The sequence below is a fragment of the Gordonia sp. NPDC003950 genome (genome assembly GCF_053605205.1).
This window is the reverse complement of sequence record NZ_JBSGIT010000001.1, coordinates 347,054-364,262: the sequence shown is the minus strand read 5'-3', so window position 1 is coordinate 364,262 and position 17,209 is coordinate 347,054. Positions and strand designations below refer to the sequence as shown.

Sequence of the window (17,209 nt, the reverse complement as noted above, 5' to 3'; positions counted from 1 at the left end):
ACCACGCTGAGCGACTCCATTACGATCACATGCGCACCCTCAATCCGGAGGGGGCACTCACAACCTGAGCTCTCCGGAAAAGCCGGGGTGGATCAGCTGGGTGCATCACCAGATATGGTGCAGCCATTGATCTTTCCGACGCCGTTGGTGTGAGACGGGCGAATGGAGTCGCTGTGAGTACGTACGGGTTCGCGTTGATTGCCGATGTCGCAAATGTCGATGACGCCGAGCGGGTGGTGGCCCAGTCTCGCGCCGCGCTCGGCGAGGATTGGGATCCTCAGCAGTGGGGGTTCGATCCGTTCGACGGATTTGCGTCGGAAGTCACCTCGGGCGACGGAGCGGCTCGGGTGTCGGTGGTGGCGGAGCGGATGTTGCCCAACAGCCGTGAGGCGCAGTTCTTCGCCGGCATCGGCGACGGGCGTGCGGCGCTGTGTGAGGACCTCGACGAGTACGGGGTGATGTTCTCGGTGTGGCGCCTGAACGCCGACGGCGCGCAGTGCGTGTACCGCGCCCATGTGCATGACCCGGACTCCGAACCGGCCCCGGGAGCCATCGAGATGATGGTGACCGGGCCGGATGCGGCGGCAGCTGCCGCCGACCTCTATGACGCGGACGCTTCAGCTTTCCTTGCGCTGGAGCAGGATCCGTCCCCGGTGGCCGGCCTCTTGGGAATCGTCGGTAGCCCGTTCGAAACGTGGCTGTCGGCGCTCGGGCTGCGGTGGCCCGAGATTCAGTAGCCACCCCATTACGACGACCCCACAGTCACGCAGAAAGTACTGCGTGCCGCAACGACCGGCGTGATCCGCGCGCTGCGGCCCGACGTCGCGTCGGCGTCCGCCGGAGCCGCTCTGCGTGGTGCACGGGGGTCTCAGTGGTTGTTTGCAACAGGTGCTCGGTGGACGCGCCGATCAACTCGACGTGGATCTGCTGGATTCACAGCGGTGGACCCACAGCGGTTCACCGCACTGAATCGACACGTTGGGATGCTGGTGGAGTTCGCCGCACCGCTGCAGTCGTTCGGCGTCGATGACGCCGCCACCGTGGTGCCCGCCATCGACGCGGATCATTGACGTCCTCGACTGCACGGCTCAACCCGCCGCCGAACGCCTCGGTCCGGTGGTTCTAGTGCGCCTCGTCGTATGCGTCGACGATCTCCTTGGGGAGCCGACCACGAAGCGGCACTTCGTAACCCGCCTCGCGAGCCCATTCCCGAATCGTCTTGGTATCCGCGCCGCCCTTGCCGTTGGTGGACGGACTTGCGGCGGGAGCGGTGACGCGTGGTGCGGTGGACTGTCGCCGACCGCCGGTCCGGGTGGACACCTCGAGCAGCTTCGACACCGGGACGCGACCGTTCTCGATTTTATCGAGGTTGGCCTCAGATACGTCGAGTTGATAGTCAACGCCCGACCACGACCAGGAAATGGTGTGTGCCTCGTCGATATCGAGCTCACGGCCGTCGATGTCGTCGATGATCGACACAATCTGTTTCTTTGCCACGAGCAGAGGATAACCTACGGGTCCCCCATGCCGGGGACGCCGCGCCCCCGATTCAGTCCGCAACGGCAAAATGCGCAATAACCTTGGTGGGCGTCAACCGCACCACCAACTCGCCCGGAACCGCATTGCGACGTCCGTACTGACCCGCCAACTCGGGACCCATGTAGCGTTCGGCGATACGCGTTGCGGTATCCAGTAAATCGTCGGGATCGTCACCCACCGTCGCCACGCCCTGCACCTGAACAAACGAAAAGGGCGGCCGTTCATCGTCGACGAGCAGCGTCATCCGCGGATCACGTTGCAGTGCGCGACCTTTCGCGGTCGACGAACCGGTATTGAAGACGAGCTGACCGTCGTCGACGATAAACCAGATCGGTGCGACAAGTGCCCGTCCGTCGCGCGCCACAAAACCCACTTTGCCGGTCCGCGTACCGGCGGTGAGAAAGTCGATCACGTCATCGGTCAATTCAGAATTCGACATGTCACCATCATGCCTGTTGCAGCAACCGGGCGTGGGTCGCGATGAACATTTCGACGCTGACGTCGAGGACGGTATCGAGACCGACATCGGTGGTGGTGCCGATATCGACGGGATCGGCGGCGATGGAGGTGAAATACCAGTCGACCAGGAGCTGGGTGACGGCACCGACGAGGCCGATCGCGGCCAGACGCTGCGGAATGCTCACCGCTCTCTCCCCCATCGCCAGCGCGAGAACGAGATTCGCCCACTCGTGAATGGCGCGCAGGCGAGTGGATTCGACCTCCGGGTCGACGCCGACCACCTCCACCAGCATGACGCGAGCCCGTCGCGGGTCGCAGGCGATCGCGTCCATGAAGGCCCCGAGGGCCGCACGCGCGGCGGCCGGAACCTCGGCGGGCGCGACGCCATCGGGCCCGGTGAGGTAGACATCGGCGGCCGCAACGGCCGCCGACCGCGCGATCTCGACGCAGTGGTCGTACACCGCGATGAGTAACGCGGAGCGGTCGGCGAAGGACTCGTAGAAGTACCGCTGGGTGAGGCCGGCCCGCTCGCAGAGACGTTTCACCGACACATGCGGATACCCGACCTCCCCGAACAGATCGAGCCCGGCCTCAATGAGTGTGGCGCGCCGCCGTTCACGCCGCTCGTCGGCGTCGGCGCCGCCGTATCGCCGCCCCTCGGTGGTTGTTCGTGCACCGGGCATGTCGTCTCCCTCACCGATAGAGCCGCCGACGAATCGTGGACAGGCGAGCATCTGACACGCTACCATGTCACATACTTATCTGACACGAGGCTGTGTCAGTAGTGGAAGGAAGGAATGCCGATGGATCTGCTACCCGCCCCCATGCATGAGCCCACGCTGCTCGCGGTGCCCTTCTTCCTCGCGTTGTTGCTCCTGGAGTGGATCGCCGCGTGGAAACTCGAGGATCACGACGACGACGGCCGCGCGCCATCCGGCGCGTACGAACGTCGGGACGCGACCGCCAGCATCTCGATGGGATTGGTGTCCATCGCCACCAGCGCCGCCTGGAAACTGGCCGGTCTGCTGGTCTACACGGCCATCTTCGCCTACCTCGCGCCGTGGCAGTTGCCGATGACGGCCTGGTACACCTGGGTCATCGGGTTCATCGGCGTCGATGTCCTCTACTACTGGAACCACCGGATCTCCCACCGGGTGCGCCTGGTCTGGGCGACCCACCAGGCGCATCACTCCAGCCAGTACTTCAACTTCGCGACAGCTCTCCGTCAGAAGTGGAATATCAGTGCGGCACTGGTGATGTGGCTACCACTGCCCTTCCTCGGGATTCCGCCGGCCGTCGTCTTCGCGTGCTACGGGATCAATCTTGTCTACCAGTTCTGGATTCACACCGAGCATATCGATCGGATGTGGCGACCGATCGAGTTCGTCTTCAACACGCCGTCGCATCATCGAGTCCATCACGGCAGCGATCCGGACTACCTCGACAAGAACTACGCCGGCGTCTTCATCCTGTGGGACAAGATTTTCCGTTCCTTTGCTGCCGAAACCCACCGGCCGCACTACGGTCTCACCAAACCAGTGGGCACCTACAACATATGGACGCTGCAGACCCACGAGTACGCCGCCATTGCCCGCGACGTGCGCCGCGCGGACCACTGGCGGGCCCGACTGGGATATGTCTTCGGTCCGCCCGGCTGGGCTCCGGCGGTGTCACGTGACATCAGCCGCCCCGGACGGCAGGTGTCTGTCGGATCAACGGAACCCGGACTCTCGGCGGAACCACGCACAATATAGTTCGCCATGCTAAAGTCTCCCTGAGTTTGTGGGGGGAGCCCGACCGTTCGTCACGTCCCGGCGAACGAGCGGCGCCACCGTCTGCTACGTCCACCACCGATGTCTCGCCCCTCGAGCTCGCACCACCGATTCCGGTGGATGCCGTCGGCGTGGCCCGACCCACGTCCACATCCGAAAGAGGGTTCTGCATGATCATTGACGGAGCAATCGCCAAGCGCACGCTGTGCACGGTCGCCGCGGTGGCGGCGGTCGGGCTCGTCGGCACCGCCTGCTCGTCCGACGACGACTCCACCGCCGCGTCATCGGAAACGATGAGCACAATGGCCTCAGATGACATGGCGGGGATGACGGGCATGTCCGGCGAATCGACGACCGCAATGGCGACACCCACCAACATCACCACCTCCACTCCGCTGACCACGGCCGGCGGTGCGAACATCACCATCGACAATGAGGCCATCGCCGCGTCCTACGGCGAGCGCGGTGGACCGCAAGGCTACCTCGGCAAGCCCCTCGGACCGGTGGTGACGCTGCCGACCGGCGGTTCGTTCATCACCCTGCAGAACGGGTCCTTGTACCAGAACCCGCAGAGTGGCAAGGTCTTCGCGGTGCACGGAATGATCGGTGACGCCTGGGGTGAGCACAACCACGAGAACGGTGAACTCGGATATCCGACCAGTGACGAGACCCGTACCGACGGGGGCCTGCGTCAGACCTATGATCACGGCACCATCACCTTCATCAACGGACGCGTAACGGTGACTCCGAGCTGATCCCGCGGATCGACGGGTACGCCACAGCAGTCAGTCCTCGTTGAGCCGCGCGATCAGCTCGGCGAGAAGGGATTCGGCACGCTCCGGCTCGATGACCTCCAGCAACGCCATCACCGGCGCTAGCTGATCGGGCAGTGCCACCGACCCTGCTCCCCCACTGCCCAGGCCGAGCGTCGCCAGAACATCGTGGGCCGCAACCGAATCGAGTGCACCACTGCGCCCCAGTTGCGGTATCGCCGTCACGATCTCCGACAGGTCCACCGGTGGCGCACCCCGCACGGCGTCGGCACCGGTGACCAAGGCGGCACACAGTTCGTCGACCACATCGGCGGTGACGGGGGTGACGGTGAGATGAGTGGTGTGCGGATGGTCGGAGCCGAGACCGGGTTGCGGCTGCAGCACCCACCCCAGGCCACGGACCTGATCGGCCCACAGATGAGGATCCACCCGATCAGCTTGTGGCACCGCGGTATCCGACCGAACCGCAAAGAGCGGACCGACCGGGTCACCGACGACGGACAGACCCCGGATCCCCGCGACGCAGGCTCGCACAGCCTCCGTGGCGCTGCGCGTACGAGCGGTGAGCGCGGAAAAACCTACGCCGGTGCCCGATTCCGGGCGTAGGTAGGCGATGATCGCCCACGCCGCGGCCAGCGAGGTCACCGACCGGCTGCCGAGCATCGTCGGATTCACGACCGGATAGCCGGGCCACCGTACGGTGGCGAATCCCGCGGCGCGTTTGGTGTCCCGGTCGGCGAACAGCAGCACCGAGGCACCCTTGGGGGCGAACCCGTACTTGTGGGCGTCCATCGAGACACTGGTGACGCCGGGAACCCGAAAGTCCCAGGGCGGCAGCATCTCCGCCGAATCCGCCGACGTCTCCCAGAACGGCAGCACCCAGCCGCCGATGCAGGAGTCGACATGGCAGGCGATCCCGGCCGCGGCCGCCGCGGGAGCGACCTCGGCAACCGGGTCAAGGGTGCCGTACGGGTAATTCGGCGCCGACACCACGACGATCGCGGTGCGCGGGGAGAACCGCCCGACGAGATCGGCGGCACGGACCGCTCCCTGCGCGTCGACTGGGACCAGATCGAGGTCGAGATCGAAGTAGTGCGCCGCCTTGTGGAAGGCGGCGTGCACCGAGACCGGCGCCAGCAGGACAGGAGGTCCGTCGGTGTCGGGATTCGCCTTCCGCCACCGATCGCGGGCCGATTTGACTGCCAGTAAACAGCTTTCGGTACCACCGCTGGTCACCAGGCCCACCGCCTGATCCCCGTGCACCAGCGACGCCGCGAACTCGATGACGTCGTGCTCCATCCGGGCGACCGACGGGAAGGTCGTCGGATCGAGACCGTTGACGCCCGACACCGCGGCGGCGGCCCGCCGGGCGACATCGTCGAGTTCGGCCACACCGGAGTCGTACACATAGGACAGGACGTGGCCGCCGTGCGTGGGCGCGTCGTCGGCGCGCAGCGAATCGAGTCGGTGCGCAATGTCGTCGATCCGACCTCCGGTACCCGGTGAGGTCATGGAGCCCCCTCGGTGCTCGATGGTGGCGGCGTGGAGTCGATGTCGCTGCGCCGCAACGGGTAACGGATGACAAACCCCAGGCTGATCAGGGCGAGCGCGGCCGGCACCACACTGAAACCCGCCACCATGGCCGATACCGCCGACCCGGGTTGGGTGACCGACGAATCCGCGTCCGAGGAGATGTACCCGCCCACCGTCAGGAGGACGGTGAAGAGCACCGCACCCAACGCCATCCCGGTGGTCTCCCCCGCCGTCCACACCCCGCCGATGACACCGGCACTCGAACGCCCCGACGAGCTGCCGTCGTAGCTGATCACATCCGGCAACATCGCCATCGGTAGCGACTGCATCCCCGCATACGCCGCCCCGGCAACCCCGATCACCGGATACACCCACCAGCCCGGCGCGATCCACAGGCAGGCCAGCGCGAGCGTGGCCAGCGTGAAAACGGCCGTGGCCGTGGCGAATCCGACCTCCTTGCCGACGTGGCGCGCGAATCCACCCCAGAGCGGTGCGAACACCACTGCCGGGGCGATCAGCGCCGCGAACAGTCCGGAGATGGCGGCCTCGGAGTCCAGTACCCAGGTCGCGATGTACTGGGCCCCGGCGAGCATCAGACCGGTGGCCAGACCTTGAAGCATGAACGCGGCCAACAGTGTTCGCAGCGGCGCACTGCGACGCAGTACCGCCCAGCCGGTTCGGTACCCCTCAGTGAGGGAGGAGGTGTCGTCCGGTGACGCCGGAGGTCGCGCCGCGTCGGCGGCACGCGCCGCGATCAGCATCGCGACGCCGATGAGCACTCCGGCGACGACTGCCATCAGCAGGTAGCCGACGGTGGGGGAGCCACCCACCTCGCGCAGCGCCGGTCCACCCGCACCGAACGCGAGGATCGCCACCGACAGCACCACCACCCGCACCGTGAGCAGTCGGGTGCGCTCGTCGTAGCGGTCGGTCAGTTCGGCCGGCAGCGCGATGTAGGGAACCTGGAAGAGGCTGAAACTCGTTGCCGCCAAAAGGAAGGCGAGTGCAACCCAGAGCGCGTCGACGCCGGTCGGCAGGCCGGCGGGAGCGGCGAACGTCAGGGTGAAGAAGACCGGCAACAGCAGTGCGCCGATTGTCATCACACCCCGACGTGAACCGCTGCGCGCGGCGCGATGGTCGGCGAACGCGCCGATCCCCGGATCGATGGCGACATCCCAGATCTTGGCCGCCGCCACGATGATCCCGGCGACCGCGGCACCGACGCCGAGGGTGTCGGTGAGGTAGTAGATCAGGACGAGGCCGGGCAGCGTGGCGAAGCCACCGGTACCGAGCGACCCGACGCCGTACCGTGCCACGGTGGCATGCGACAGCCGTGTCACGCGGCGTTCCGTATCAGCTCGTCATCGTGATCTTGGAGACCTGCACCTGATAGCCGTTGGAGCCGCTCGACGGCAGCGACGTGATCCACACCAGCAGGTAGCGGGCCTCCCGCGGATTGGTGATCGTCAGGGTGGTGCTCGATTGGTCGACGGTGCCCTGACCGACGCGGGTCGTCTCGGCGAGGGTGGCGTCGGCGCTGGTGGCGGTGCGCAACTCCACGTCGAAGCCCGGCGTCGTGGTGGCGATGGTGACCGTCTTGACCGCCTGCGGGGAGCCGAGATCGAACATCAGCCCGAGACCGTCCTTGAGACTGCCGAAGTCGGCGGTCTGATAATTCGGATCCGAACGCCACCCGCCGGATGCCCCGGTGATGACGTTCGGTGCCTGTCCCGGATTGTCACCGGACTGCGAGGAGAAATCGACGAGCGTGGCCGACCTCGGCGTGATGGCACCCTCGGCCGGAGCCGCGCCCGGTGCTGCGGGCGCCGATTGCGACGGTGTGGTGGACAGGAACTCGTTGATGTCGGTCTGCGAGTCGCCGGATCCGAAGACTCCGGTGATCCACACGACCAGGGCGACGATCACGAAGACGACCAGCAGCGCCGCGCCGACCAGGAGGGGCAGGTTGCGGCTGCGCCGGTCGGGTTGATCGGAACCGATGCGCCCGGGCGGTGCCATGCTGACGGGTGGTTCGTCGGAGTCGGTGACCGCGGGCAACATGTCGGTCTTCAGATCGACGACGGTCGCCTGATCGAGCACATGCTGCACCGTGGCCGCGGTGCGGATGCCGCGGGTTCCCGACAGCGCCCGCGCGGCCACCGCGGAGATCTCGAACGGGATGTCCGGATCGACCTCACGCGGTTCGATGGGACCACTGCCGTCTGCCGACGGGGAGGCGACGGCCAGACCGGCGACCGGTGTCGTCGAGTCCTTGGTGGTGATCGGCCGGGAACCGGTCTCGGGGTCCAACGGCCAGCGCGCCAGCAGCAGGGCGTAGAGGACGGCACCGAGTCCGCGCACGTCGGAGGCCTGATCGTCACCGGCGAGGGTGCCCGGGAAGGCGAGCACGGCGTTGCCGTCGGTACTGATGCGGATGCGGTCGGGATGGTCGATCGACAACGCCCCACCGGAGCGGTGAGCGGCCTCGGCGGCCGCCGCGAGGGCACGGACCGCGCGGGCCGCGCCGATCGGCGACGGATGGGTGCCGGCGACCTCGGCGAGGGAGGAACCCTGCACCCATTCGGCGACGACGATGCCGCCCGAAGAACCGCGGACCACGTCGAGTACCCGCGCCACACCCGCCGACGAGATCTGCCCGAGCCGCAGCGTACGCGTCAGCACCGCCTGCGGGCCGGTGTCGGCGGCCTTCGTCGGCGACCCCTTCTCGGGTGGCGGTGCGAGTTGCTCGGCGTCGACGAAGGTGAGACCGACCTCGCGGTCGAGGTTGATGTCCTGCGCCTTCCAGAACTGCAGACCACGCGTGCCACCGTGGGATTCGAGCAGACGGTAGCGTCCGCCGGCGACCGCGGCACCCGGAACGAGACGAGGTCCCCGACGACGCGGTGCACGGATCGGGTCGGCCTGATCCGGATTGGGGGTGGGCGCGGCGTTCGGCGTCGGCGCTGCCTTCGGCGTGGCCGACGCGGAGTGCGGCGCAGCCGGACCCGGAGTATCGCCGTCGGTGCTCGGGGTGGTCGGGCGCTCAGGGCCGGTATCGACTCCGCTCTCGTTCACGCGGCGGACTCCTCTTCTCCGATAGCGCATGTCCGGTGGTCGTTGCGGTGGTGACCACGGGGTGACGCCGGTGTTGCCGGCAGCGCCACCGGTGTGCACCGAATACGACTGCCACGTGGCGGATCCGCGGTCGAAACGCCTCACGACCTGTACCTGACCAGAGTACGGGAGGGGTTCGTCCCCGGTGATCCGCGGAAACTGAACCGTGATGGTGGCCGCGGATTCGGGTTCGGGTGTGCCCTTCGGTGCCAGCGCCGGGATGAAGCGGCCGGCCATCCGTTGCACCGCCGTCAGGATCGCGACGACGTCGGGCACCCCGGCGGCGGCCAGCCCGGCGTAGATCACGCCCAGCACGATCACCGCGGTGAAGAACAGGTAGGCGATCGAGCCGGCCTTGCCGTGCTGGGTGGCCAGATGGAGTCCGGACAGCTCCGAGATCAGCCAGATGACGAATGCCAGGGCGACGGAGATGACCAGCGTCACCGCCGTCGTCCAGGCGGAACCGAGGGTGGGTCGCAACGGTTCCTTGCCGATCGCGCGCTGATCGGTGGCCAGCCGATTCTGCAGCAGGTAGTGCCCGACGATCGCGCCGATGAGGTAGCCGAGTCCGTTGGACAGCGCCAGCCAGCGCACCACCAGGTCGGGGTCGCTGAACAGCACCGGACCCAGATACGACGAGGCGACCTTCACCACCGTGATACCCAGCACCATCACCGTCGGGGTCCAGGCGTCCTCGCGGGCGTAGAACACGCGTAGTTGCACCAGCGTCATCGCGTAAGGGATGAGGGTGAAGGCACCCCACGCCAGGGTGGAGCCCAGCTGGGAGGCGACCGCGGCGTCGAACCTCCCGAAGTTGAAGACGGCGATGCCGATCGCCGGTCCGAAGAATGTCATGTAGGCGACGACCGGCACCAACGCCACCATCGTCAGACGGGTGGCCAGCGAGAGATCGTCGACGACGGACTGGGTGTCCTCGGCGGCGGCGTTGCGCGAGAGCCGCGGCATGATCGCCGTCAGGATCGTCACACCCAGCACCCCGTAGGGCAGTTGCAGCAACTGCCAGTGCGTGGCGTACACCGAGATGCCGGACGCGTCGGCGTGTGCGGCGATCCGGTAGGTGACGACGAGACCGACCTGCAGCACCGCCACGTACCCGACGATCGCGACGGCCATGTTGCCGAACCGGCGCAGGCGGGCGTCCAGGCCCCACTTCCAGGCCAGGCGCACACCCGCGCGACGCAGCCACGGCACCAGGATCGCCACCTGCATGACGACGCCCAGCGTGGTGCCGATGCCGAGGACCAGCAGCTGCGGATCGGTCATCCGCACCGGGTTCAGCGAGATCTCGCCCGGCATCAGCGCGTAGATCACCAGGGTGGTGATCTGCACGATGTTGTTGAGCACCGGTGCCCACGCGCCGGGCTTGAAGAAGCCCTTCATGTTCAGGATCGCGATGAACAGCGCGGACAGCCCGTAGAACAGGATCTCCGGGAGCAGCAGATACGCCAACGCGGTGGTCAGCGGCCGATTGACGTCGCCGTCGCCGACGTTGAGCAGGGTCAGCAGCGGCGCGGCGATCAGCGCGATGACGGTCGCGACACCGAGCGTGACGACGGTCAGGGTGAAGATGCGGTTGATGAAGCCGCGTCCGCCGTCGTCGTCCTCGGCCTCCGCGCGCACCAGCACCGGGATGACAATCGCGGTGAGCACGGCACCGAGCACGACCTCGGCGATCATGTTGGGCAGCACGTAGGCGGCCTGGAACGCCGACGCGATCGCCGGGCCCAGCATCGCCAGCACCAGCACGGTACGGACGAAACCGGTGATACGGCTGGTCAGGGTGGCCAGCGCGATGGAGCCGCTGGTCCGCATGATGCTCGAATCGGAATCGCGCGCCAACTGATGCGGCTCGTTGCCGTTGCCGTTGTCGCCGTCGTCGTCGGTGGCCGGGGCGTCGGCGGTCACCGTGGCACGGGCAGGAGCCGGCCGGGCGGCGCGTTCGTGTCGGCCGTGGGTGGGCTCCGGTGGCGTCGACGATGCCGCGGCGCCCACCGTGGTACCCCGGTGCCCGGAGATCGGCGGGGCGTCGGCGAGTGGTCCGGCCAGGGGAGTGGGACCGGCCGCTGAACGATCGGGTGGGACACGGCCGGGTGGGACACGGCCGGGTGGGACACGTGAGGGGGGAACACGCCCCGGCGGAACGCGACCGGAAGGATTCGGCGGGATGCGACGGGGTGCGGCGCGACGCGGAACGTCGTCCGGTCCTCGATCGCTCATACCCCTGCCTTCGTCATCTGAGTGCCGGTCATTCTGTGCCGGTCATGCTTGTGCTGCGCCGGTCGTGCTTGTGCTGGTCACTGCTGCGTGCTGTCCTGCGGATCTTCGGCCGGCGGGTGCTGCGCCGGCTCCTGCTCGCGGTGGTCGGCCTCGCGGTGGTCGTCCTCGCTCTGCAGGGTACGTCGTCGTTGTTGGTAGGTCGTCGCCGCCAGCAGTCGCTCGATCTCGTCGGGTTCGGGGCGGTCGGCGTCGGCGGGGTCGGGCTTGCCTCGGAACCGATGCCAGAGACGACGTGCGGTCAGCAGGATCAGGGCGGCACCGGCGATGATCGTGACGATGAACAGCGCCTTGCCGTAGGCATTGGCGTGTACCGACAGCGTGATCGGGGATCCCAGCGAGACGCCGGTGACCGTCGACAGGGCGATGGTCACGGTGACTGCCTCCGACGAGTTGGCCCGGGTGGGCAGCTGGATCTGCCGGGTACCGCGGGCGGGGATCTCGATGGTGCCGAGGTCGCCGATGTCGAGGTCGGAGGGGGCCGTGGTGGTGATGTTCACCCGGATCGGCAGGGCGAGGTCGTTGCGGACCACCAGCAGCAGGGGGCTGCGTTCGGAGGCCAGGGTGTAGCGGCCGCCGGGATCGAGGATCGCCACGGCCGACTGCATCCGCCGCAAAGTCTCGTCGATGGCGGCCGTCGACTCCGATCGGGTCTGGATGAGCCGATCACGGGTGGACGAACCCCGCTCGCCGGGAGTGGTCATCGCGCGCAACTGATCTTCGCGCAGCGGTGCCAGGTAGGTTTCCGGGCTGGTCTGCACGTCGGCGGAGTTGAGCAGGGAACCCTGCAGTCGCCACGTCAGATCGGCCTGCTCGCCGATCGCGGTGGCCGTCGCCGCCGGTACCGGCACCGACACCGAGGCCACGGTGACGCCGTCGGGCGGCGTCAGTCGCGCCGAGGTGGCCGCTGCGTTGACGGTGGCCACGACGTCGGTCAGCGGTGTGGCGGTGGCGGTCCTGGCCCCGAGCAGGACGGTCGCGGTCGACAGCAGGGCGTCGGCGTCCTCGTTGGTCGGCGACCAGTACAGGGACGGGACGATGAGCTGGGATCGGCCGGTGGTGGGCAGGTCCGACGCCGCGGTCCGGGACGTGAGGGCGTCCTCGGCGTCGTCGTCGGGTGCGGCGATCGCGGCGAACGCCAGGGCGGCGACACCGGCCTGACGCCGACTCAGCGGGGATTCGTCCGCGAGGTCGACGACCTGATCGGCCGGTGTGATGGCCGGTGTGCGTGGTCGGCTGCCCAGGCCGGCCAGCGCCGCGGTCACCGGCTCGTCGTAGGTCTGCGCCGACAGATCACCGATGCGGTAGGCGCCGGTGTCGACGGCCCGTTGCGGGGCCACGTTGGCCGCCGAGGTGAGTGCGGCGGTGTGGTCGGTCGAGGTGAGCACACCTGCGCCGGTGGTGTCGATCGCGCCGAGCGCCGGGATGGTCAACCCGCGCATGCTGGTGACATCGAGGATGGCGTCGACGATGTCGGCGGGGGAGTCGAGTGCCGCGGCGGTGAGGCCGGTGTTCTTGACCGTCGCGAGCGCCCTCAGGTCGACGCCCGCGAAGGGCAGCGCCACCACGCACATGTGTTGCGCGATGCCGCGCAGCTCGTCGAGCCAGCCGGCCGCGTCGGCCTGCCCGGTTCCCGGGACGGTCGAGGCCATCGGGTCCGACGGATCGGTGGACACGACATAGCCCAGTGACATCGCACGCACCGTGACCAGCAGATCCGGGTCGATTCCCAGACACATGGCGCGGGTCAGGTCGGAGCCCGCCGGCACCGGGGCCGGAGCGGAGGTGGACGACGATGCCGTCGGAGACGGTGTGTCCGCACTCGTGTCCGAAGCCCCTGAACCGTCATCCCCTGATCCGTCACCCCCTGAACCGTCACCCCCTGAACCGTCACCGGCGTTCGGCGCGGTGGCGGCGACCAGCTGTTGCAGTGGTTCGAGAAGGGCGTGTAGCCGACCGCCGTCACCGAGGGAGTGGGCGAGGTTCTCGCTGATCAGGCGGACCGGCTCGGTGTTGCCGCCGAGCACGCCGGGTGCGAGTTGTGGGGGCGCGGCAAGCGGCCACAGCATGGTGAACCGTGACGGCGCCGAGGTGTTCGCCGAGATCGAGCCGTCCGAACCGAGGCCGGGGACGGTCGTTGCACCGCCGCTGGTGATCGGGTCGAGGTAGGACGACGCGCGGTCGGCGTCGGGGGGCAGCGACAGCACCGGCAGCAGGGTTCGCGATCCGGCGACCTGCGCCACCCCGCCGTAGTCGGGCATCCCGTTGACGTTGAGTTGCAGGGGGTAGACGCCGCGCTCGGAGATGTCCAGGCCGTTGTCGCCGGACAGCGGGACCGACATCGAGAACGACACCTTCTGTCCCGGGTCGAGTTCACCGGAGCCCAGCGCAGTGAATGCGGTGGCCGCCGACACCGGCGGATGCTCGACGGCCAGCGAGGTGCGCAGCCCATCGGCCGTGGTCACCGCATCCCCGCGCTCGAGGCGAATGCCCAGGTCGCGCAGGGTTCGGCTGCTGGTGTTGGTGACCTGACCGGTGATGCTCACCGTGGGCCCCGAGCCGCTGGTCACCATCGACGGCGTCAGCGAATCGATGGTGATGCGCGCGAAGCGGGTCGGACCGGCGTCGCCGTCGGTGTCGGCCGACGTGGTGTTTGGGGACGTGGTGTTTGTGGATGTGGAGTCGGTGGGGGTGGCCGATGTCTGCGGTGCGGCAGCGGCCGGCGCGGCACACACCATCATCAGCAGGGCGACGGCGGCGACCACGAAGAGCCGCACCCACGCAGGGATGGCAATGACGTTCCGACGGCGACGAAGGGGTGGTCGTGGGTCAGCCATCACCGGCAGCCGGGCGGCGGGGACGCCTGCGACGCCGACGCGAGCGGGCCGGGGGTGGCGGCTCATTTCGGCGCTGATTGCGGGCGGCTGCGGCTCTCTCATATGCGTTGGGTTCTGTCCGACTGCTCTGCGCCTCGGACTCGGCCAACCGGTCGGGATCCCCAGTCAGGTCGGCGATGACACCGCGGGCCATCCGGGCCAGTCGACGCTCGTCAGAGTACGTCAGGCGGCGCGGAAGCTCGTGCAATGGCACCCACGCGACCTCGCTGACCTCGTAATCCTCGTCGGACAACTCCCCGCCGACGCTGCGCAGCAGATAGTGATGCACCGTCTTGTGGATGCGTCGGCCCTCGCTGACGAACCAATAGTCGATCTTGCCCAGCGGCGCGACCACGGTGCCCTGGATACCGGTCTCCTCGGCGACCTCGCGAACGGCGGTCTGTTCGGCGGTCTCACCGGTTTCGATGTGGCCCTTGGGCAGCGACCACATCATCCGGCCGCGACGGTCGACGCGGCCGATCAGTGCGGCCGCCAGTTCCTCGACGGGAAGATCGAGGTCGGAGAGCACCAGGCCGCCGGCGGAGGTCTCGCGGACCGTGCGCAGCCGTTCACCCTTCTCGGGTCGTTTGCTGCCGCGTCGACGATTGCGGGTGGTCGGGGTGACCGCGGTGGGCGCCGAGGCGTCCTGACTCAGGCCGGTCTTGGTGATCTTGGCCGTCATCACCGCCGCCATGTCCGACGGCTTCGGCCCGGACACCCGGGCGGCGCTCTTCGCGGCGGCGTCCCCGGGGGCCGGGTTCCGTTTGTCACCGGGTTTTGCCCGCATGTCGCCGGGTTTTGCCCGCTTCTCACCGGGCGTGACCAGCCGGTCGCCGGGTTTCGGTGACTTGTGGGCTGCGGCCCGCTCGGTGGGCGGCTCGGCGGGGTGGGGGCCGGGGTGACCGTTGATGGTCGAATTCGTGGCGGTCGGCGATCCGTTCACCGGGGTGTCGGTAGGGGTGTCACTCGCCGCGCCACCGTGTGGGCGGCGGGTCCGACCGGCCAGATCGGCCGGTGATGGCCGCCGGACCTCGGCGTTGGTGTCGGGCGTGTCGGCCGGGGCGTGTGTGTCGGCGGTGGCGCGGGGTTCGGGGGAGCGGCGACGCCGCCGGCCGCGCCGTGGGCGGCGGCGACCCTGTCCGGGGGTGCCACGGGCCGGGTGCGGATCCATGGAGGTTTCCGGGGTGGCTGCTCCGGTGCGATGGTGTCCACCGTCGATGTGGGGTCCACGACCAGCGCCGACGTCGCCGGAGGCGTCTCGGGGGTCGGTGGGCGGATCGGGGGACACGCCTTCGATGCTAGCGGCTGGTCACCTGCTGTTTGCCCACATGGTGCCGGTACCGATCGGGTGTCGACGGTGGCCGGTAGGCTGGCGTGCCGTGACGCAGCGCAGTGATGACCCGGACACCGCCGAGCGCCGGACCCGGCTCCTGGCCGCGGCGGCGATCTCGTTGCGCGGTCTGTCGGACATCACCGAGCCGCTGGGCACCATGTTCGCCGACGCCGGCCACGAGCTGTATCTCGTCGGCGGATCCGTACGGGATGCGGTGCTCGGCAGGCTCGGTACCGACCTGGATTTCACCACCGATGCCCGCCCCGAGCAGGTCCAGGAGCTGCTTCGCGGCTGGGCCGACGCGTTGTGGGATGCCGGGATCGAATTCGGCACCGTGAGCGCACGACGCAACGACCTGATCCTCGAGATCACCACGTACCGCGCGGACAAGTACGACCGCGTCGGACGCAACCCGGTGGTGACCTTCGGATCGTCGATCGACGACGACCTGGTGCGGCGCGACTTCACCATCAACGCGATGGCGGTGCGGATCGGGCGTGGCGGCGCCGAGGAGTTCCACGATCCGCTGGATGGGTTGTCGGCGGCGCTGGCCGGGGTGATCGACACCCCCGCGACCCCGCAGGAGTCCTTCGACGACGATCCGCTGCGGATGCTGCGCGCGGTGCGGTTCGTCTCGCAGCTCGGATTCCGGGTGGCGCCGCGGGTCGCCGGCGCGATCACCGAGATGTCCGAGCAGATCGAGCGGATCACCGCCGAACGCATCCGTGCCGAGCTGGACAAGATGATCACCGGGGAGCACCCGATCGAGGCGATCGAACTGATGGTGTCGACCGGCCTGGCGCAACGCATCCTGCCCGAGGTACCCGGGATGCAGTTGACGATCGACGAACACCACCAGCACAAGGACGTCTATCAGCACTCGTTGACGGTGTTGCGGCAGGCCATCGATCTCGAGGACGGCGATCCCGATCTCGTCTTGCGGTGGGCGGCACTGCTGCACGACATCGGCAAGCCGGCGACGCGTCGTCACGAACCGAACGGCGGCGTCAGCTTCCATCACCACGAGGTGGTCGGCGCCAAGATGGTCCGCAAGCGGATGCGCGCGCTGAAGTATCCGAAGGCCGTGGTGGAGGACGTCGCGAATCTGGTGTTCCTGCACCTGCGGTTCCACGGCTATGGCGACGGCACCTGGACCGATTCGGCGGTGCGGCGGTACGTCACCGACGCCGGGCCGCTGCTGGAGCGGTTGCACAAGCTGGTCCGGGCCGACTGCACGACGCGCAACAAGCGCCGGGCCCGGCGGCTGCAGTCCAACTACGACGACCTCGAGGCGCGGATCGAGCAGCTGCGTGCGGCCGAGGATCTCGCCCGGGTGCGCCCGGACCTCGACGGCAACGCGATCATGGAGATCCTCGGCGTGCCGCCGGGACCGCTGGTCGGCAAGGCGTGGCGGTATCTCAAGGAACTGCGTCTGGATCGGGGTCCGCTCACCCACCAGGAGGCGGAGGACGCGCTGCGGGCGTGGTGGGCGGAGAACGGGCAGTCCTGAGCGGC

At 68.3% G+C, this 17,209-nt stretch carries 13 protein-coding genes; 5 read left to right on the top strand and 8 right to left on the bottom strand.

The window, feature by feature from the left end; genetic code table 11:
• The first annotated feature begins 173 nt into the window (after positions 1-173).
• Positions 174-737, top strand: coding sequence for a hypothetical protein (locus ACWETB_RS01710; protein WP_449743368.1), 564 nt, complete (start codon positions 174-176; stop codon positions 735-737).
• A gap of 204 nt (positions 738-941) precedes the next feature.
• Positions 942-1,070 (top strand): hypothetical protein, encoded by a 129-nt coding sequence (locus ACWETB_RS01705; RefSeq protein WP_449743369.1) that lies wholly within the window; start codon positions 942-944, stop codon positions 1,068-1,070.
• Between the two features lie 52 nt (positions 1,071-1,122).
• Here ACWETB_RS01705 and ACWETB_RS01700 read toward each other — a convergent pair whose 3' ends face one another.
• From ACWETB_RS01700 to ACWETB_RS01690, 3 genes are read right to left on the bottom strand one after another with little or no spacing between them, the layout of a single operon-like run.
• The gene (locus ACWETB_RS01700) at positions 1,123-1,497 is read right to left on the bottom strand and encodes a histone-like nucleoid-structuring protein Lsr2 (RefSeq protein ID WP_449743370.1); all 375 of its coding nucleotides are present in this window, start codon (positions 1,495-1,497) and stop codon (positions 1,123-1,125) included.
• Positions 1,498-1,549: 52 nt separating this feature from the next.
• Positions 1,550-1,978 (bottom strand): PPOX class F420-dependent oxidoreductase, encoded by a 429-nt coding sequence (locus tag ACWETB_RS01695; RefSeq protein WP_452208825.1) that lies wholly within the window; start codon positions 1,976-1,978, stop codon positions 1,550-1,552.
• A gap of 7 nt (positions 1,979-1,985) precedes the next feature.
• The gene (locus tag ACWETB_RS01690; RefSeq protein WP_452208823.1) at positions 1,986-2,681 is read right to left on the bottom strand and encodes a TetR/AcrR family transcriptional regulator; all 696 of its coding nucleotides are present in this window, start codon (positions 2,679-2,681) and stop codon (positions 1,986-1,988) included.
• A 120-nt stretch (positions 2,682-2,801) separates the two neighbouring features.
• On the opposite strand from ACWETB_RS01690, the gene ACWETB_RS01685 reads away from it, so the two are divergent.
• Both ACWETB_RS01685 and ACWETB_RS01680 read left to right on the top strand, forming a co-directional pair.
• Positions 2,802-3,752 (top strand): sterol desaturase family protein, encoded by a 951-nt coding sequence (locus ACWETB_RS01685; protein WP_452208821.1) that lies wholly within the window; start codon positions 2,802-2,804, stop codon positions 3,750-3,752.
• Positions 3,753-3,940: 188 nt separating this feature from the next.
• Entirely contained in the window at positions 3,941-4,525 is a 585-nt protein-coding gene (locus ACWETB_RS01680; RefSeq protein WP_452208819.1) for an LGFP repeat-containing protein, read from the top strand.
• A 30-nt stretch (positions 4,526-4,555) separates the two neighbouring features.
• Here ACWETB_RS01680 and ACWETB_RS01675 read toward each other — a convergent pair whose 3' ends face one another.
• From ACWETB_RS01675 to ACWETB_RS01655, 5 genes are all read right to left on the bottom strand, one after another.
• Positions 4,556-6,055: a pyridoxal phosphate-dependent decarboxylase family protein gene (locus tag ACWETB_RS01675; RefSeq protein ID WP_452208817.1), complete on the bottom strand. Its 1,500-nt coding sequence runs from the start codon at positions 6,053-6,055 to the stop codon at positions 4,556-4,558.
• Positions 6,052-7,416, bottom strand: coding sequence for an MFS transporter (locus tag ACWETB_RS01670; protein WP_452208815.1), 1,365 nt, complete (start codon positions 7,414-7,416; stop codon positions 6,052-6,054). The genes ACWETB_RS01675 and ACWETB_RS01670 overlap by 4 nt, the downstream gene beginning before the upstream one ends.
• Positions 7,417-7,429: 13 nt before the next feature.
• Positions 7,430-11,428, bottom strand: a complete 3,999-nt coding sequence (locus tag ACWETB_RS01665) for a lipid II flippase MurJ (protein WP_452208813.1) — start codon at positions 11,426-11,428, stop codon at positions 7,430-7,432.
• Positions 11,429-11,505: 77 nt separating this feature from the next.
• Positions 11,506-14,322, bottom strand: coding sequence for a DUF6049 family protein (locus ACWETB_RS01660; RefSeq protein WP_452208811.1), 2,817 nt, complete (start codon positions 14,320-14,322; stop codon positions 11,506-11,508).
• Positions 14,315-15,649: an NUDIX domain-containing protein gene (locus tag ACWETB_RS01655; RefSeq protein ID WP_452208809.1), complete on the bottom strand. Its 1,335-nt coding sequence runs from the start codon at positions 15,647-15,649 to the stop codon at positions 14,315-14,317. Before ACWETB_RS01655 ends, ACWETB_RS01660 begins: the two co-directional genes overlap by 8 nt.
• A 91-nt stretch (positions 15,650-15,740) precedes the next feature.
• On the opposite strand from ACWETB_RS01655, the gene ACWETB_RS01650 reads away from it, so the two are divergent.
• Entirely contained in the window at positions 15,741-17,204 is a 1,464-nt protein-coding gene (locus tag ACWETB_RS01650; protein ID WP_449743378.1) for a CCA tRNA nucleotidyltransferase, read from the top strand.
• Positions 17,205-17,209: the final 5 nt, after the last annotated feature.

Bases quoted from the DNA above. Each gene is read 5' to 3' on its own strand.
- ACWETB_RS01680 (WP_452208819.1), top strand. From the start codon at position 3,941: ATGATCATTGACGGAGCAATCGCCAAGCGCACGCTGTGCACGGTCGCC.
- ACWETB_RS01685 (WP_452208821.1), top strand. From the start codon at position 2,802: ATGGATCTGCTACCCGCCCCCATGCATGAGCCCACGCTGCTCGCGGTG.
- ACWETB_RS01695 (WP_452208825.1), bottom strand. From the start codon at position 1,978: ATGTCGAATTCTGAATTGACCGATGACGTGATCGACTTTCTCACCGCC.
- ACWETB_RS01690 (WP_452208823.1), bottom strand. From the start codon at position 2,681: ATGCCCGGTGCACGAACAACCACCGAGGGGCGGCGATACGGCGGCGCC.
- ACWETB_RS01675 (WP_452208817.1), bottom strand. From the start codon at position 6,055: ATGACCTCACCGGGTACCGGAGGTCGGATCGACGACATTGCGCACCGA.
- ACWETB_RS01660 (WP_452208811.1), bottom strand. From the start codon at position 14,322: ATGGCTGACCCACGACCACCCCTTCGTCGCCGTCGGAACGTCATTGCC.
- ACWETB_RS01665 (WP_452208813.1), bottom strand. From the start codon at position 11,428: ATGAGCGATCGAGGACCGGACGACGTTCCGCGTCGCGCCGCACCCCGT.